16 protein-coding genes and 1 pseudogene are annotated in these 16,532 nt (G+C 72.7%); 14 read left to right on the forward strand and 3 right to left on the reverse strand.

What is annotated here, in order from left to right; translation table 11 throughout:
* Window positions 1-20 precede the first annotated feature (20 nt).
* Window positions 21-953, reverse strand: coding sequence for a ribose-phosphate pyrophosphokinase (locus tag LH62_RS02620; RefSeq protein WP_043359049.1), 933 nt, complete (start codon window positions 951-953; stop codon window positions 21-23).
* Window positions 954-1,172: 219 nt separating this feature from the next.
* Between LH62_RS02620 and fliF the strand changes: the two genes are divergently transcribed.
* From fliF to LH62_RS02690, 14 genes are all read left to right on the forward strand, one after another.
* Complete coding sequence (gene fliF, locus LH62_RS02625) at window positions 1,173-2,807, forward strand: flagellar basal-body MS-ring/collar protein FliF (protein WP_236552457.1); 1,635 nt, start codon at window positions 1,173-1,175, stop codon at window positions 2,805-2,807.
* Entirely contained in the window at window positions 2,807-3,808 is a 1,002-nt protein-coding gene (gene fliG / locus LH62_RS02630) for a flagellar motor switch protein FliG (protein WP_043359051.1), read from the forward strand. Before fliF ends, fliG begins: the two co-directional genes overlap by 1 nt.
* Window positions 3,805-4,497: a hypothetical protein gene (locus LH62_RS02635; RefSeq protein WP_043359053.1), complete on the forward strand. Its 693-nt coding sequence runs from the start codon at window positions 3,805-3,807 to the stop codon at window positions 4,495-4,497. Before fliG ends, LH62_RS02635 begins: the two co-directional genes overlap by 4 nt.
* 38 nt (window positions 4,498-4,535) lie before the next feature.
* Window positions 4,536-4,820: a flagellar motor switch protein FliN gene (fliN, locus tag LH62_RS02640; protein ID WP_052214923.1), complete on the forward strand. Its 285-nt coding sequence runs from the start codon at window positions 4,536-4,538 to the stop codon at window positions 4,818-4,820.
* A 2-nt stretch (window positions 4,821-4,822) separates the two neighbouring features.
* Entirely contained in the window at window positions 4,823-6,193 is a 1,371-nt protein-coding gene (locus tag LH62_RS02645; protein WP_043359057.1) for a sigma-54-dependent Fis family transcriptional regulator, read from the forward strand.
* A 3-nt stretch (window positions 6,194-6,196) separates the two neighbouring features.
* The gene (flhA, locus tag LH62_RS02650) at window positions 6,197-8,254 is read left to right on the forward strand and encodes a flagellar biosynthesis protein FlhA (protein WP_043359058.1); all 2,058 of its coding nucleotides are present in this window, start codon (window positions 6,197-6,199) and stop codon (window positions 8,252-8,254) included.
* Window positions 8,255-8,257: 3 nt separating this feature from the next.
* Window positions 8,258-9,154, forward strand: coding sequence for a hypothetical protein (locus LH62_RS02655; RefSeq protein WP_043359063.1), 897 nt, complete (start codon window positions 8,258-8,260; stop codon window positions 9,152-9,154).
* Entirely contained in the window at window positions 9,151-9,936 is a 786-nt protein-coding gene (locus LH62_RS02660; RefSeq protein ID WP_052213640.1) for an AAA family ATPase, read from the forward strand. Before LH62_RS02655 ends, LH62_RS02660 begins: the two co-directional genes overlap by 4 nt.
* A 67-nt stretch (window positions 9,937-10,003) precedes the next feature.
* Window positions 10,004-11,098 (forward strand): OmpA family protein, encoded by a 1,095-nt coding sequence (locus LH62_RS02665; protein WP_236552458.1) that lies wholly within the window; start codon window positions 10,004-10,006, stop codon window positions 11,096-11,098.
* A gap of 60 nt (window positions 11,099-11,158) precedes the next feature.
* The gene (locus LH62_RS02670) at window positions 11,159-12,043 is read left to right on the forward strand and encodes a 2-dehydro-3-deoxygalactonokinase (protein ID WP_043359065.1); all 885 of its coding nucleotides are present in this window, start codon (window positions 11,159-11,161) and stop codon (window positions 12,041-12,043) included.
* The gene (locus LH62_RS02675) at window positions 12,040-12,654 is read left to right on the forward strand and encodes a 2-dehydro-3-deoxy-6-phosphogalactonate aldolase (protein ID WP_043359067.1); all 615 of its coding nucleotides are present in this window, start codon (window positions 12,040-12,042) and stop codon (window positions 12,652-12,654) included. The genes LH62_RS02670 and LH62_RS02675 overlap by 4 nt, the downstream gene beginning before the upstream one ends.
* Before the next feature lie 93 nt (window positions 12,655-12,747).
* Window positions 12,748-13,791, forward strand: a complete 1,044-nt coding sequence (locus LH62_RS02680; RefSeq protein WP_043359068.1) for a TRAP transporter substrate-binding protein — start codon at window positions 12,748-12,750, stop codon at window positions 13,789-13,791.
* Between the two features lie 7 nt (window positions 13,792-13,798).
* Window positions 13,799-14,281, forward strand: coding sequence for a TRAP transporter small permease (locus tag LH62_RS02685; protein ID WP_043359069.1), 483 nt, complete (start codon window positions 13,799-13,801; stop codon window positions 14,279-14,281).
* The gene (locus tag LH62_RS02690; protein ID WP_043359070.1) at window positions 14,281-15,606 is read left to right on the forward strand and encodes a TRAP transporter large permease; all 1,326 of its coding nucleotides are present in this window, start codon (window positions 14,281-14,283) and stop codon (window positions 15,604-15,606) included. Before LH62_RS02685 ends, LH62_RS02690 begins: the two co-directional genes overlap by 1 nt.
* On the opposite strand, the pseudogene LH62_RS32610 reads toward LH62_RS02690, so the two are convergent.
* Both LH62_RS32610 and LH62_RS32615 read right to left on the reverse strand, forming a co-directional pair.
* Window positions 15,575-16,021 (reverse strand): annotated as a pseudogene (locus LH62_RS32610) (EAL domain-containing protein); the annotation flags it as partial. The gene LH62_RS02690 and the pseudogene LH62_RS32610 overlap by 32 nt on opposite strands.
* Before the next feature lie 24 nt (window positions 16,022-16,045).
* Window positions 16,046-16,408: a hypothetical protein gene (locus tag LH62_RS32615; RefSeq protein ID WP_369796737.1), complete on the reverse strand. Its 363-nt coding sequence runs from the start codon at window positions 16,406-16,408 to the stop codon at window positions 16,046-16,048.
* Window positions 16,409-16,532: the final 124 nt, after the last annotated feature.

Consider the following 16,532-nt stretch of genomic DNA (forward strand, 5'->3'; position numbering starts at 1 on the left):
GGGGCGCCGCCCCCGCCAACTCAGTTGAAGAGGGAGGAGACCGAGCTTTCTTCCGAGATGCGGCGCATCGCCTCGGCCAGCAGCGGGGCGATGGTCACCTGGCGGATGTTGGAGGAGACGCGCACCGCCTCCGTCGCCAGGATGCTGTCCGTCACCGTCATGTTCTCGATCGGCGAGGCGCCGACGCGTGCCACCGCGCCGCCCGAGAAAACGCCGTGGGTGACATAGACCGAGACGCCCGAGGCGCCGTTCTTGATCAGCGCCTCGGCGGCGTTGCAGAGCGTGCCGCCCGAATCGACGATGTCGTCGACCAGGATGCAGTGGCGGCCTTCGACCTCGCCGATCACGTTCATCACCTCGGAGACGCCGGCGCGGGGGCGGCGCTTGTCGATGATGGCGAGGTCGGTGTTGAGGCGTGACGCCATGGCGCGGGCGCGAACCACGCCGCCGACATCGGGGGAGACGACCATCAGATCGCGGCCCTTGTAGCGCTCCATGATGTCGCGCGAGAAGAGCGGCGCGGAAAAGAGGTTGTCGACGGGGATGTCGAAGAAGCCCTGGATCTGCGCGGCGTGCAGATCCATCGTCAGCACCCGGTGGGCGCCGGCGGCGGTGATGACATTGGCGACCAATTTGGCCGAGATCGGCGTGCGGGAGCCCGACTTACGGTCCTGCCTCGCATAGCCGAAATAGGGGATCACGGCGGTGACGCGGCGGGCGCTGGCGCGGCGCAGCGCATCGAGCGTGATCAGCAGCTCCATCAGGTTGTCGTTCGCCGGGTAGCAGGTGCTCTGCACCACGAAGACGTCCTCGCCGCGGACGTTCTCGTTGATCTCGACGAAAACCTCCATGTCGGCGAAGCGGCGGATGGAGGCGCTGGTGAGCGGCAGGCCGAGCGAGGCGGCAACCGCCTCGGCCAACGGGCGGTTGCTGTTGCAGGCGACGATCTTCATGCCCGGCCGGACCCTTGTCTGTGTGCCGCCCGTGCCCATCGGCGGGGCGGGCGGGAGATACCAAGCGGGAGGGGGCCTGTAAATCGCCATGCTCGGCCCGAGTGACATGGCAGGGACGTTTCCATGACAAGAAGCCGGGAATGAGCCGGAAGCGTTCTTAACCGGACGGTAAGGCGACATCCGGCAAATTCTGCCCATCGGCAAAAGGCTGATCGGGGAATGAGCGATGCATCGGCCATGCGCGGCTGGGCTGGACCGGTGAACGGGGTCGTCGAGGGGCTGAAGGGCCTTGGCCGCGGGCGCCTGATCGCGCTCGGCGCGGTGGCGGCGGGCATCCTGGCCCTCCTCGCCGTCATGGCCTTCCGAGCGGGGGAGATACCGATGAGCCCGCTCTTCGGCGAGCTGGAGGGGCGGGACGCGGCCGCCGTCGTTGCCGTGCTGGAGCGGCAGCGGGTGCCCTATCGCCTGGCCGCCAACGGCACCCAGGTGCTGGCGCCGAGCGAGCAGGTGGCGCGGCTCCGGCTGATGCTGGCGAAGGAGGGGCTGCCCTCCGGCGGCGGCGTCGGGTGGGAGATCTTTGACCGGTCGGAAGGCCTCACCACCAGCCCCTTCCAGCAGGACGTGAACCGGCTGCGGGCCCTGGAGGGGGAGCTGGCACGGACCATCCGCGGCCTCGCCGGGGTGCGGACGGCGCGCGTCCATTTGGTGCTGCCGCGGCGGGAAGCCTTCTCTCGCGAACGGGGCGAGGCCCAGGCGAGCGTGGTGCTGGCCATGCAGGGCGCGCAGCGGCTCGACCGGGAGGGGGTACAGGCGGTGCTGCATCTCGTGGCGACGGCGGTGCCGGGGCTCAAGCCGCAGCACGTCTCGATCGTCGACAGCCGGGGCGAGCTGCTGGCCCGCGGCGGCCAGGCGCTGGGCGGCGCCGCCCAGGCCCTCAACCAGGAGGAGCTGCGGCGGGCGCAGGAGATGCGCATCGGCCGGGCGGTGGAGGAGCTGCTGGAGCGCAGCCTCGGCCCCGGCCGGGTGCGGGCCGAGGCCACGGTGGAGATGGACTTCGAGCGGGTGGAGACGCGCGAGGAGCGCTTCGACCCAGAGAACCAAGTGGCGCGCAGCACCCAGAGCGTCACCGAGCAGAATCGCGGGGCGGAGCCGCCGCCGACCTCGGTCGCCACCAACCTGCCGGGCCAGGAGGCGCAGGGCGGCGGCGGCGCGAGCAGCGAGAACCGGCAGGAGGAGACGACGAATTTCGAGATCGGGCGCACCAGCCGCTCGACGCTCCGCGAGCATCCGGTGGTGAAGCGCCTTTCCGTCGCGGTGCTGGTGGACGGCCTCGCCGAGGGCGGCACCTGGCGCGAGCGGACGCCGGAGGAGCTGGCGCGCATCGCCGCCCTGGTGCGCAGCGCCGTCGGCTTCGACGAGCGGCGCGGCGACAAGGTGGAGGTCGTCTCCATGCGCTTCGTCGAGGAGGCGGGCGGGCCGGCCGAGCCACCGGGCTTCCTCGGCCTGCCCATCGCGCCGGCCCTGGCGACGCGGCTGATCGAGAGCGGGCTGCTCGCCCTGGTGGCGCTGGTCGCCATCCTGTTGCTCGGCCGGCCGGTGATCGGCCGGGTGGCGGCGAGCCTGGCGCCGCCGGCGCCGGCCGTCGCCGATGGCACGGCGGCCGAGGGCGAGGCGTCGATTGAGGGCGGCGAGGCCGGGCGGCTGCCGGGCGCCGAGGCGATGATCGACCGGGCGCAGATCGAGGGGCAGGTCCGCGCCTCGGCCATCAACAACCTGATCGAGCTGGTGGAACAGCACCCGGACGAGGCCCTCGCCGTGCTGCGCCGCTGGCTGACCCCCGAGGAGCCGGCCTGATGTCGAAGACCCTGCTCACCCGGCAGCAGAAGGCCGCGGCGCTGATGCTGGCGCTCGGCGAGGAGCATGCGGCGCGGCTCTTTGCCCGGATGCACGAGGACGAGATCCGCGACCTCTCGATCGCCATGGCGACGCTCGGCACGGTGCCCTCGGCGACGATCGAGGAGCTTTGCGTCGACTTCGCCGAGCAGCTCGGCCAGGCAGGTTCTCTCACCGGCAGCTTCGAGAGCACCGAGCGGCTGCTGCTCAAGACCCTGCCGCCGGACCGCGTGGCGCAGATCATGGAGGAGATCCGCGGCCCTGCGGGCCGCACCATGTGGGACAAGCTCGGCAATGTCAGCGAGGCGGTGCTCGCCAACTACCTGAAGAACGAATACCCGCAGACCGTTGCCGTGGTGCTGACCAAGATCAAGGCCGACCACGCCGCGCGCGTCCTCTCGCTGCTGCCCGAGGGCTTCGCCATGGAGGTGGTCATGCGGATGCTGCGCATGGAGACCGTGCAGAAGGAGGCGCTGGAGGGCGTCGAGCGCACCCTCAAGATGGAGTTCATGTCCAACCTCGCCCGCGCGGCGCGGCGCGATGCGCATGAGATGATGGCGGAAATCTTCAACAACCTCGACCGCCAGTCGGAGGCGCGCATCCTCACCGCCCTCGAGGAGCGCAACCGCGACAGCGCCGAGCGCATCCGCGGCCTCATGTTCACCTTCGAGGACCTCCAGCGCGTCAGCGGCGCCGGGCTGCAGGCGCTGCTGCGCGGCGTGGAGAAGGACAAGCTGGCGCTGGCGCTGAAGGGCGCCTCGGAAACTCTGCGCGAGCTCTTCATGAAGAACCTGACGGAGCGGGCAGCGAAGCTGCTGCGCGACGACATCGCGGCACTCGGGCCGGTGCGGCTGCGCGACGTGGACGAAGCGCAGGCGATGATCGTCGCCGTCGCCAAGGACATGGCGGCGCAGGGGACGATCACCCTGCAGGACGGGCGGGACGAGGAAATGTTGCCGTGACCGACGGGTTCGAGCCGGTGCTGATGCTGGTGCGGCCGCGGGCGAGCGCGCGGGTCGAGATGCCGTTCGACGTGCCCGACCTCGATGCGCCGCCATCGCCGCCGCCGCCGGAGCCGGTGCCCGATGCCGCCGCCATCGCCGCGGCGGAAGCGGCGGTCGAGGCGGCGGCGCGTGAGGCGATGCTTGAGGCGGCGCGTGAGGCGGGCTTCGCCGATGGCGAGGCGGCCGGGCGCGCGGCGGAGGCGGCGAGCCGCGCGGCGCGGGAGGCGGCGGCGCTGGAGGCCGTCGCGCTGCGGCTGGCTGAGGCCGGGGCAGGCGTGGCGGAAGCCGTGGGCGAGGCGGCGGAGGCGCTGGCGGCGGTGCTGCTGGCGGCGCTCGGCGCGGCGCTGCCGGCGGCGGCGGAGCGGCTGGCGCCGGAAAGCGCAGCCTGGCTCGCCGGGCGGCTGGCGCCGCTGCTGGAGGAGGGGGTCGCGGTCGCGCTGCATGTGCCGCCGGGATTCGCTGACGCGGTGGCGGCGCATCTCGGCGACCCGCGGCTGCGCATCGCCGAGGACGCCGCGCTGGCGCCGGGCGCGGTGCGGGCAGCCTGGCGGGGCGGCGGGGCGGCGTATTCGCCCGAGGCGCAGCAGGCAGCGATCGCCGATCTGCTGCGGGGCTTCGGGTTGTCATCCATGGTGGAGGAGAAGTGAGCATGGCGGATCCTGCCGGTTTCGAGGCGCTGAACCCGATGGAGGCCGCCGCGCCCCGTCCCGCCGGCGGCGGGCGGGACCCGGAGGCGGTCTACGACATCCCGGTACAGGTGAGCGCGGTGCTCGGCCGCGCGACCATGCAGGTCTCGCAGCTGCTGAAGCTCGGCCGCGGCGCGGTGGTCGAGCTGGACCGCAAGCTGGGTGAGGCGGTGGACATCTACGTCAACAACCGGCTCGTCGCGCGCGGCGAGGTGGTGATGGTGGAGGACAACCGCCTCGGCGTGACGATGACCGAGATCGTCAAGGGCGACCGGGGGGTCTGAGCATGGCACGGCTCCTTATCATCGGCGCGCTGACGGCGGAGCTCGGCCTCGCGGCGCGCATGGCGACGGCGAAGGGCGCGCGGCTGGCGCAGGCGGAGGGCGTCTCCTCCGGCCTCGAGCGGCTGCGGGCGGAGGGGGCCGACCTCATCCTCTGCGAGGTGACGCACGATATCGGCTGGCTGGTGGAGCAGCTGGCCGCCGAGCGCATCGCCTGCCCGGTGATCGCCTGTGGGCGGAATGCCGATGCCGCCGCCGCGGTGCGGGCGATCCGCGCCGGGGCGAAGGAGTTCCTGCCGCTGCCGCCGGATGCGGAGCTGATTGCCGCCATGCTCGCCGCCGCGGCGGGCGAGGCAGAGGCGCCGGTGCACCGCGACCCGGCCATGGCGGCGCTGCTCGGGCGGGCGGCGCAGCTCGCGGTGGCGCAGGCCAGCATCCTCGTCACCGGGGAGAGCGGCACGGGGAAGGAGGTGCTGGCGCGGCACATCCACCGCAGCAGCCGGCGGGCGCAGGGACCCTTTGTCGCGCTGAACTGCGCGGCGCTGCCGGAGGCGTTGCTGGAGAGCGAGTTGTTCGGCCATGAGAAGGGCGCCTTCAGCGGCGCCGTCGCGGCGCGGCGCGGCAAGTTCGAGCAGGCGGATGGCGGGACGCTGCTGCTGGACGAGATCGGCGAGATGGACCCGCGGCTGCAGGCCAAGATCCTGCGGGTGATCCAGGAGCGGGAGGTGGACCGGCTCGGCGGCGGGGCGCCCGTCAAGGTCGATGTGCGGCTGCTGGCGGCGACCAACCGGAACCTCGCGGCGGAGGTGCAGGCGGGGCGGTTCCGGGCCGATCTCTACTTCCGGCTCAACGTGCTGTCGCTGCATATCCCGCCGCTGCGCGAGCGGCCGCTCGACATCCTGGCGCTGTCCGCGCATTTCGCCCGGCGCTTCGCCGAGGCGAACGGGCTGCCGGTGCGGGCGCTGGCGCCGGCGGCCGAGGCGCTGCTGCTCTCGCATCCCTGGCCGGGCAACGTGCGGGAGCTGGAGAATACGCTGCACCGCGCCGTGTTGCTCGCGCAGGGCCCCGCCATCGGGCCGGAGGCGGTGGAGCTGACGCCGCTGCCGCCGCCGGCCGTGGCAGCCATGGAAGCGAAGCCAACTGCCGCGGCGCCGGCGGCGAAGGGGGTGGGCGGCCTGGTCGGGCGGAAGGTCGGCGAGGTAGAGCGGGACCTCATCCTCGAGACGCTGAGCCATTGCCTCGGCAACCGGACGCGGGCGGCGGAGATCCTCGGTATCTCCATCCGCACGCTGCGCAACAAGCTGCACGAGTACCGGGCGCAGGGCGTCGCGGTGCCGGCGGCGCATCCCGCCATGCCCTGGGCGATGGAGGGCTGACGCATGGGCGGCATCGCACTTCCGGCCTGGCTCGGGCGGCTGCAGCCGGGGGGCGACGTGACGCTGGCGGTCGGCGTCGCCCTGCTGCTCGCGGTGCTGGTGGTGCCGCTGCCGACGCTGCTGCTCGATGCCGGGCTGGCGCTCTCCATCACCGTCTCGGTGCTGGTGCTGATGGTGGCGCTGTTCCTGCGCTCGCCGCTGGAATTCACCGCCTTCCCGCAATTGCTGCTGCTGACGACGCTGCTGCGGCTCGCGCTCAATGTCGCCACCACGCGGACCATCCTCAGCCATGGGCATGAGGGGCCGGAGGCGGCGGGGCATGTGGTCGCGGCCTTCGGCGGCTTCCTGATGGGCGGCGACGTGATGGTCGGGCTGATCGTCTTCGCCATCCTGCTCATCGTCAACTTCATGGTGGTGACGAAGGGCTCCGGACGCATCGCCGAGGTGGCGGCGCGGTTCAGCCTGGACGCGATGCCGGGAAAGCAGATGGCGATCGATGCCGATCTCTCGGCCGGCATCATCGACGAGGCGGAGGCCCGGCGCCGGCGCAGCGAGCTGGAGCAGGAGAGCGCCTTCCACGGCGCCATGGACGGCGCGGCGAAATTCGTCCGCGGCGATGCGATCGCGGGGCTCATCGTCACGGTGGTGAACCTGCTGGGGGGTTTGGGCATCGGCGTGCTGCGGCATGGGATGCCGGTCGGCGAGGCGGCGACGAGCTTCGCCACGCTGACGGTGGGCGATGGGCTGATCAGCCAGATCCCGGCGCTGCTGATCTCGGTGGCGGCGGGCATCGTCGTCACCAAGGGCTCGGGCAAGGAGCGGGCGGACGAGTTGATGGGCCGGCAGCTCGGCGGCGGGTGGAAGCCGATGGCGCTGGCCTCTGGCGCCGCCGTCTTCCTCGCGCTGATGCCGGGGATGCCGCTGGCGCCCTTCCTCGCGCTCGCGGCGGGCGGCGGCGCGCTGGCCTGGAACCGGCGGCAGGCGGAACGGAAGGCGGTCGAGGCGCCCCCGCCCCCGCCCCCACCGCCCGGCGAGCCGCCGGTCGCCGAGGCCTTGCGGCTCGACCTGCTGCGGCTGGAGCTGGGCTACGGGCTGCTGTCCCTCGCCGCCGGCGAGGCGCCGCGGCTGACCGAGCAGATCCGGAGCCTCCGTCGAACCATGGCGAGCGAGATGGGCTTCGTGTTGCCGAGCGTGCGCATCCAGGACAACCTCGAACTGCCTCCCGACGAGTATGTGCTGCGGGTGAAGGAGATCGAGGCGGCGCGCGGCCGGCTGCGGCCGCCGCTGCACCTGGCGATCGATCCCTCGGGCCAGGTGCCGGCGATGCCGGGCGAGCGCACCAACGAGCCGACCTTCGGCCTGCCGGCGCTCTGGATCGAGGAAGCGCTGCGCGACGAGGCGCTGGCCCGGGGCTGCACCGTGGTCGATTGCGCGGGCGTGCTGGCGACGCATCTGACGGAGACGGTGCGCGACAACATGCCGGAGCTGCTCTCTTTTGCCGAGACGCAGAAGCTGCTCGACGAGCTGCCGACGGAACACAAGAAGCTCGTCGCCGATGTGATCCCGGCGCAGATCAGCCTCGGCGCCTTGCAGCGGGTGCTGCAGGCGCTGCTGGCGGAACGGGTCTCGATCCGCGACCTGCCAACCATCCTCGAGGGGGTGCAGGAGGCGGTGTCGGGCGGGGCGCGGGGCATGGGCGCGATCCTCGCCACCGTGCGGGCGCGGCTGGCGCGGCAGCTGTCGGAGGCGGCGCGGGGACCGCAGGGCTACGTGCCGCTGGTGCCCCTCTCGGCGGAGTGGGAACTGGCCTTCGCCGAGAGCCTGACCGGGCCGCCGGAGGAGCGGCAGCTCGCCATGGTACCCTCGCGCTTGCAGGAGTTCATGCAGCGGGTGCGGGAGGTGCTGGACGGTGCCGCGGGCGAGGCGCCGGTGCTGGTCTGCTCGGCCGGCATCCGGGCGCATGTGCGGGCGATCGTCGAGCGCTTCCGTCCCTCGACGACGGTGCTGAGCCAGACGGAGATCCATCCGCGCTGCCGCATCCGCACCGTGGCGACGGTCTAGCCCATGCGCCTCAGGCTCTTCCAGGCGGCGGGGATGGCGGAAGCGATGGCGGCGGTGCGCGCCGAGCTGGGGCCGGATGCCGTCATCCTCGACAGCCGCCGGGTCAAGGGCGGCGTCGAGGTGACGGCGGCGCTCGACCGCGCGGCGGAGCCGGTGGTGGTGGTGGCGCCGGTCGCGCCGCCCCCGCCCTCGCCCTCGCTCGCGCGGCACAACCTGCCGGCGGCGCTGGCGGCGCGGCTGGCGGCGGGGCCGCTGGCCGAGGGTCTGGCAGCGGCGCTGCGCTTCGCACCGCTGCCGGATGGGCGGGCGCGGCCGCTGATGCTGGTCGGGCCGCCGGGGGCGGGGAAGACGCTGAGCTGCGCCAAGCTGGCGACGCGCCTGGTGCTCGGCGGGGCGGCGCCGCTCGTGGCCAGCACGGATGGGTTGCGGGCGGGGGCGACGGAGCAGTTGGCGGCCTTCACCCGGCTGCTCGGCCTGCCCCTCGCCGTGGCGACGGAGCCGGAGATGCTGGCGCGGACGCTGGCGCGACGGGCCGCCGGCCAGCCGGTGCTGGTCGACAGCGCGGGGTGCGACCCCTTCGATGCGGTGCAGGCGGCCTGGCTGCGGGCGATGGCGCTCGCCATCGGCGCGGAGATGGTGGTGGTGATGCCGGCGGGGCTTGACCCGGCGGAGGCGGCGGAGACGGCGGCCGCCTTCCTGGCGCTGGGCGCGCGGCACCTGCTGCCGACGCGGCTGGACGGGGCGCGGCGGCTCGGCGGCGTGCTGGCGGCGGCGGCGGCGGGGCTGGCGCTCGGCGAGGCCGGCACCGGGCCTGGCGTCGCCGACGGGTTGAGTTCGGTTGATCCCGCCTGGCTGGCGCAGCGCCTGGCCGGGCCTTTTCGTATGGACAGCGCAGCATGAGTGACGCGGAATCGGGCCGGATCATCGCCATCGCCTCGGGCAAGGGGGGTGTCGGCAAGACCTGGCTCGCCATCAGCCTGGCGCAGGCGATGGCGGAGGCAGGCCGGCGCGTGCTGCTGGTCGATGCGGATCTCGGCCTGGCCAATATCGACGTGCAGCTCGGCCTGCCGCCGGGGCCGGATCTGGGGGCGGTGCTGGCGGGACGGCTGGAGCTCGCCGCGGCGGTGCGGCGGCATGGAGCCGGGTTCGACCTGCTGCCGGGGCAATCCGGCTGCACCAGCCTGACGGGGCTCGGGGAGGCGGCGCTCGACCGCCTCGGGGCGATGCTGCGTCAGGCGGCGGCGCGATGGGATGTCGTGCTGCTCGATTGCGGGGCGGGGATCGAGCCGGCGGTGCGCGGCCTTGCCGCGCTTGCCGATACGCTGCTGGTGGTGGCGACGGCGGAGCCGACCAGCCTCACCGATGCCTATGCGGTGCTGAAGCTGCATCGGCGCGACCGGCCGGGGGGCGACCAGCGGGTGGTGGTCAACCTCGCCGAGGATGCGGCGGCGGGGGAGCGGGTGTGGCGCAGCCTGGAGACGGCCTGCGCGCGCTTCCTCGGCGCCGGGGTGCCGCTTGCCGGCGTCGTCCGGCGGGACCGGCGGGTGCCGGAGGCGATCCGGCATCAGGTGCCGCTGCTGACGCGGCATCCCGTCGCCGCCGCGGCGGAGGATGTCCGGCATCTTGCTGCTCTGATGAGCAGTGCATCGCGCCCGGCGGGAAATTTGCACCCGGCTATTTGATGTGCGGCGCGATCGGGATTAAGCGACAAGCGGAAACGGTTCTCCTGCCGGCCCGGCAGGATTGCCCATGCCTGCGGAGTTGCCGATGACCTTGCGCCAATCCCTGCTCGCCACCGCTCTGATGGCCGCAGTCGCCATGCCTGTCGCCGGCCAGGCGCAGCCGGTCTCCGGGCTCTATGTCGGGGCCGGTGCGGGGCTCAACAACTGGCTCGACAACAAGAACCGCGGCATCCACGTCCATGACAACGACATCGGCGTGGCGGCGGTCGCTTCCATCGGCTGGGGCTTCGGCAACGGGGTGCGGGCGGAGGTCGAGGGCAACTTCCGCAACCAGGAAATCAAGCGGTTGTCCTTCAACGACGTCGCGGCCGGCCGCAGCGGCTATGTCAACCGCTACGGCGCCATGGCGAACCTGATGTTCGACTTCGACCTCTCGAGCTTCGGCATCGCCCCGAGCCGCTTCATGCCCTATTTCGGCGCCGGGGCGGGCTATGCCTGGACCGAGTACAGCCGGGCGAGCTTCGCCACGGGCGGCAGCCGGTACCTAATCGACGACACGGGCGGCGCCTTCGCCTGGCAGGCGATTCTCGGCGGCGCGATCGGCGTCGCGCCGGGCCTCGCGCTGACGGTCGAGTACCGCTACTTCGACGCCATGCAGCCCGACCTGCGGGTGGCGCGGACGGCGGGTCCGGGCGCGGCGGGCGTGCCGGGCAAGTACCGGCCCGAGGGCGAGAACCACAGCCTGCTCTTCGGCCTGCGCTACGCCTTCAACCAGCCCGCGCCGCCGCCTCCGGTGGTCGAGGCGCCGGTCGCGCCGGCGCAGCCCGAGGTCGCCCGCACCTATCTCGTCTTCTTCGACTGGGACCGCGCCGACCTGACCGACCGGGCGCGGCAGATCATCACCGAGGCGGCCGGCGCGGCGCGGCGCGTGTCCTCGACCAGGATCGAGGTGGCCGGCCATGCCGACCGCTCCGGCACGCCGCAATACAACCAGCGCCTTTCCGAGCGGCGCGCGCAGGTGGTGGCGGCGGAGCTGGTGCGGCAGGGCATCAGCCGCAACGAGATCGGCATCACCGCCTATGGCGAGAGCCGGCCGCTGGTGCCGACCGCCGACGGCGTGCGGGAGCCGCAGAACCGGCGGGTCGAGATCGTCCTGCGCTAGGCCGCGTCCAGGGCGGAGTTCTGCGTTGCATCCCGGCCAAGGGCAGCGCAGGACTCCCGCATGATCGGCATCGACTGGGGCACCACCGCCTTCCGCGCCTACCGCCTCGCCCCCGGCGGCACCATCCTCGACCGGCGGGAAAGCGAGGGGGGCATCCTCTCCGTCCCGGCCGGCGGCTTCCCGGCGGCGCTCTCGGCCGCCATTGGGCCCTGGCTCGCCGAGGGCGAGCGCCTCGTCCTGCTCTGCGGCATGGTCGGCAGCCGGCAGGGCTGGGTGGAGGCGCCCTACCTCCCCTGCCCGGCCGGGCCGGCGGAGATCGCTGCCGCCCTGACCGCCCTTCCCTTCGACGGTGCGCGCTGCCTGCTCGTTCCCGGCCTTACCACGCGCGATGCGGGCGGGGTGCCGGATGTGATGCGGGGTGAGGAGACCAAGCTCATCGGCCTGCTGGCGGAGCTCGGCACGGCGGAGGCCCTGGCCTGCCTGCCGGGCACGCATGCCAAATGGGCCCGGCTCTCCGGCGGGCGGATCGCGCATTTCGCCACGCAAATGACCGGCGAAGTGCGCGCGGTGCTGCTGGAGCACAGCATCCTCGGCCGGCTGGCGAAGGACGCGCCGACGGACGAGGCGGCTTTCCTGCGCGGCGTCGCCCGGGCGCGGGAAGCGGGGGGGTTGCTGCACCACCTCTTCGGCACGCGGGGGCTCGGGCTGATGGGCGAGCTGACGGCGGAGGCGACCGGCAGCTACCTTTCCGGCCTGCTGATCGGGCATGAGGTGACGGCGGCGCTGGCCGAAGGCGCGCCCGAGGGGCCGATCCACCTTGCCGGCTCGGCAACCCTCACCCGGGCCTATGCGCTGGCCTTCGGCGCCTTCGGCCTGGAGCACCGGCTGCACGACCCGGACCTCGCCCTGCGCGGCCTGATGCTGATCGCGGAGACGCTGCCATGACGCTGAAAGACTGGTTGGCCCGCTGCCCGCTCGTCGCCATCCTGCGCGGCATCACGCCGGACGAGGCGGTGCCCGTGGCGGAGGCGCTGGTCGGCGCCGGCATCGCCATCCTCGAAGTGCCGCTGAACTCGCCGGAGCCGGTCGAGAGCATCCGCCGCATGGCGGCGCATTGCGGCGACCGCGCTCTGGTCGGCGCCGGGACGGTGATGACGGAGGGGCAGCTCGCCGATGTCGCCGAGGCCGGCGGGCGGCTGCTGGTGACGCCGCATGCCGATGTCGCGCTGGTGCGGCAGGCGAAGCGCCTCGGCATGCTGGCGGCACCCGGCTTCTTCACCCCGACGGAGGCCTTCGCATTGCTCGCGGCGGGGGCGGATGCGGTGAAGCTCTTCCCGGCCGAGGCGGCCTCGCCCGCCGTGCTGAAGGCGATGCTCGCGGTGCTGCCGAAGGGCACGGCGGTGCTGCCCGTGGGCGGCATGGGGGTGGAAACCATTCCCGCCTGGCGGGCGGCCGGGGCGACGGGCTTCGGCATCGGCTCCTCGCTCTACAAGCCGGGCGATCCGGCGGCGGTGGTGGGTCAGCGGGCGGCGGCCCTGCGGGCGGCGATCGGCTGAGGCCGAAACATCGGGGCTTCGGTTTCGGCGGAAAGCGTGGCAAGGGTGGCGGCCGCGCCATCCGGCCAAGAACGATCTCCCTGGGAAACGCCCATGCCGCAACGCCGCCCGCTGCTTGCCGCTGCCCTTGCCCTGCCCGCCCTCCTGCGCCCCGGCACGGCGCGGGCGCAGGAGGTGACGCTCCGGCTGCACCACTTCCTGCCCGCCGTCTCCAACGTGCACCGCTTCTTCATCATGCCCTGGGTGCAGAAGGTTCAGGCCGAGAGCGGGGGCCGCATCCGCATCCAGGTCTTCCCGGCGATGCAGCTCGGCGGGGCGCCGCCGCAGCTTTACGACCAGGCGCGGGATGGCGTCGCCGACATCGTCTGGACCCTGCCGGGCAACACGCCCGGGCGCTTCCCGCGGATCGAGGTCTTCGAGCTGCCCTTCGTCGCGCATCGCCGCGCGGCGGTGAACGTGCAGGCGGTGCAGGCGCTCTACGAGCGGGAGATGCGGCAGGAATTCGCCGAGACGCAGATCATCACCGCCTGGGGGCATGATGCCGGCGTCATCCATACGCGGCGCGAGGTGCGGCGGATGGAGGACCTGGGCGGTCTCAAGCTGCGCTTCCCGACGCGGCAGACGGGCGAGGCGCTGCGTGCACTCGGCGCCGCGCCGGTGGGTATGCCGGTGCCGCAGATCCCGGAGGCGCTGAGCCAGGGCGTCATCGACGGCGCCGTCGTGCCCTGGGAGGTGGTGCCGAGCATCCGCCTGCACGAGATGGCGAAATTCCACACCGAGATCACCGGCTCGCCGACGCTCTACATCGCCACCTTCGTCCTCGCCATGAACAAGGCGAAGTACGAGGGACTGCCGGCTGACCTCCGCGCCGTCATCGACGCCAACAGCGGGATGGCGGCGGCGAGGATGGCGGCCCGGCCCTGGGACGAGGAGGGGCCCAAGGTCGAGGAGATGGTCCGCAAGCGCGGCAACACCATCGTCGAGCTTTCCGAGGAGGAGCGGAACCGCTGGCAGCGGCAGACCGCCCCCGTCATCGATGCCTGGGTCGCCGCGATGAAGGAGCGGACCATCGACGGCGGCAAGCTGCTCGAGGAGGCGCGGGCGCTGGTTGCGCAATACGGCCAGGGCGCGGGCTGAGGCGCGCATGGCCGACCGGCGGGGCGTGGTGGCCGGGGCCGCTACCCTGGTCGCGGCGCTGGGCGGCCTTGCCCTGCTGGCGACGGCGCTGCTGACCAGCTTCAGCGTGGCGCGGCGCTGGGCGACGAGCCAGCCGGTGCAAGGGGATTTCGAGCTGGTCTCGCTCGGCTCCGGCCTCGCGGTGCTGGCCTTCCTCGCCTATGGCACGCTGCGGCGGACCAACATCCTGGTGGACAGCTTCACCACCTGGCTGCCGCGGCGGGCTGCCCGGATCGTCGATGCGTTCTGGATGCTGGTCTGGGCCGCGGTCGCCCTGGTGCTGGCGGAGCGGCTCCTGGTCGGGGCGAGGGAGACGCTTCGCTCGGGCACGACGACGATGGTGCTCGGCCTGCCGACCTGGTGGGCGGTGGGTTTCGGCGCCTTCGGCTTCGCGCTGACGGCGGTGGTCGCGGCCAGCTGGGTGGTGCGGCTGGCGCGGGGGGATGAGTGATGGCGCCGGAATTCCTGCAGGCGGCGCTCGGCTTCGCCGCGCTGCTGGGGTTGATCGCGCTGCGCTGCCCGGTGGGGCTCGCCATGCTGCTGGTCGGCATGGGCGGCTACGTCACCCTCGTCGATGCGGCGACGCTGCTGAACTACTTGAAGACGACGCCCTACTTCCTCTTCGCCAACTACACCCTCTCCGTCATCCCGCTCTTCATCCTGATGGGGGCGCTGGCGGAGCGGGGCGGGCTGGCGCGGGACCTCTTCGCCGCGGCGAATGCGCTGTTCGGGCACCGGCCGGGCGGGATGGCGATGGGCGTCATCGGCGCCTGCGCCTGCTTCGGCGCGGTCTGCGGCAGCAGCGTCGCCACCACGGCGACCTTCGGCCGCGCGGCGCTGCCGGAGCTGCGGCGCTTCGGCTACGATGCCGGGCTCTCGACCGGGACGATCGCGGTCGGCGGGACGCTCGGCATCCTCATCCCGCCTTCGGTCATCCTCGTCGTCTATGCGATCAGCACGGAGCAGAACATCGCCAAGCTGTTCATGGCGGCGCTGGTGCCCGGGTTGCTGGCGACCGGGTTCTACATCCTGGCGCTGGCGGTGCTGGCGCGGCTGCGGCCGGGGCTGATGCCGGCGGCGGCACGCGTCTCGCCGGAAGTGAAGCGGGCGGCGCTGCTCAGCGTCATCCCGGTGATGCTGATCGCCGTCGTCGTGGTGGGCGGCATCTATGGCGGCGTCTTCACCCCGACCGAGAGCGCGGCCATCGGCTGCATCGCGACGCTGGCCGTGGGCCTGGCGCGGCGGACGCTCAGCCTGCGCCAGGCGGGCGAGGCGCTGCTGGCGACGGCTGAGACCACGGCGATGATCTTCGTGATCCTGCTCGGGGCGGAGGTGTTCAACGCCTTCCTCGCCCTGACCTCGGCGCCGGAGCTGCTGGCACTCTGGATCGCGGAGCAGAGCTACCCGGCCTATGGCGTGCTGGCGCTGCTGCTCTTCGCCTACATCGTGCTCGGCGCGGTGATGGACGAGCTGGCGATGATCCTGCTCACCCTGCCGATCTTCTTCCCCGTGGTGACGGCGCTGGATTTCGGCCTGGCCGGCACGGAGGAGACGGCGATCTGGTTCGGCATCCTGGTGCTGATCGTGGTGGGCATCGGGCTGACGGCGCCGCCCATCGGGCTCAACGTCTTCGTCGTCTCCTCGCTGGCGCGGGACGTGCCGATCGCCCGGACCTATCGGGGCGTGCTGCCCTTCCTGGCGACGGATCTCGTCCGGCTGGCGCTCTGCGTGCTGTTCCCGGCGCTCAGCCTGTGGCTGGTGCGGCTGCTGGCCTGAGGGCGGCGACCGCGGCGGGCACGGGCAGGCTGCGGAAGCCCGGGCGGGCGAAAAGGTAGCCCTGGAACAGGCCGATGCCCATGCCGCGCAGGGTGGCGCATTCCTCCGCCGTCTCGATGCCCTCGGCCACTACCTGTACGCCGAGTTCGCGGCAGGCGGCGGTGATGCTGGCGAGGATCACCTGGCGGGGGCGATGCGTGTCGCAGCCGCGGATGAGGCCCATGTCGAGCTTCACCAGATCGACCGGCAGGTCGGCAAGCAGGGCAAGGCCGGCATGGCCGGCACCGAAATCGTCGATCGCCAGGGTGAAGCCCATCTGGCGATAGGCCTGGAAGATGCGCAGCAGGTGGGAGGGGTCCTGCACCGGCTCCCGCTCGCTGACCTCGAAGATCAGCCGGCTGGGCGGGAAGCCGGTGCGCTCCGCCGCACGGAGCGTCGCCTAGATGCAGGCGATGGGATTGTAGACCGCATTCGGCAGGAAGTTGATGGAGAGCCGGGCGCCGGTTTCGGCGAGGCGCAGGCGGCTCGCCTCCTCGATGGCGGCGACGCGGCAGGCCTGGTCGAAGGCATAGAGCCCCTCGGGCGAGACCTGGTCGATCACCCAGGCGGCACCCTGGCCCTCCGGCCCGCGGACCAGGGCCTCCTGCGCCAGGACCTGGCCGCCGCGATCAGCGTCGAGGATGGGCTGGAAGGCCATCGCCAGGTCGAAGCCAAGCCCGTTGCCGCCGCGGCAACCTTTGCAGGACGGGCCGGTAGCGGGGGAGATCTTGGTCGCCGGAGCTGTCGTCACGGGGGAATGCATGGCCCAATCATGTCACGTCATGGTTGAGGAGCCGTTACGTTCTTCGCCTTCCTCACCTGGGTTTGATGGCCTTGGGACGGCCATTGACCCGCCCGGATCGGCAGGCGAGTTTCCAGGCCAAGGG

This window comes from Belnapia sp. F-4-1, assembly GCF_000802185.1.
Taxonomy (GTDB): Bacteria; Pseudomonadota; Alphaproteobacteria; order Acetobacterales; family Acetobacteraceae; genus Belnapia.